1 protein-coding gene is annotated in these 298 nt (G+C 59.7%); it reads left to right on the forward strand.

All coding sequences use genetic code 11. The features are described 5' to 3' along the window. Nucleotides 1-267, forward strand: a 267-nt coding sequence (locus EN852_RS42025) for a hypothetical protein (protein ID WP_210238333.1), incomplete at its 5' end; no start/stop codon positions are given. Nucleotides 268-298: the final 31 nt, after the last annotated feature.

Here is a 298-nt window from a genome sequence, read left to right on the forward strand (position 1 = left end):
CGGATGTTTTTTGTCCGCTACGGCGGGCAGAAGCCGACCTTTTCCGCCATCGGCAGGCCCATTGAAATCGTTATGGTTAATGGCCTGTGGCCCATCCGCTCCCGAGTTTGGCGTCAGCCGTTCGGAAGGCTTTCCCCGGGCGGATTGTATAATTTATCGGTCCGTTATTCGCGGAACGAAACGAAACCAAAACGCCAACGACTGGCAGCTTCGGGGCAGCGATGGACCCAGGCGTCCGGCCCCACTCCGACCAACGCGTGCGAATAGGTGTCGCGGAAGCGCCGGAGTCATCCCGAAC

It is taken from the genome of Mesorhizobium sp. M2E.F.Ca.ET.209.01.1.1 (assembly GCF_004010375.2).
In the GTDB taxonomy this organism is placed as follows: Bacteria; Pseudomonadota; Alphaproteobacteria; order Rhizobiales; family Rhizobiaceae; genus Mesorhizobium.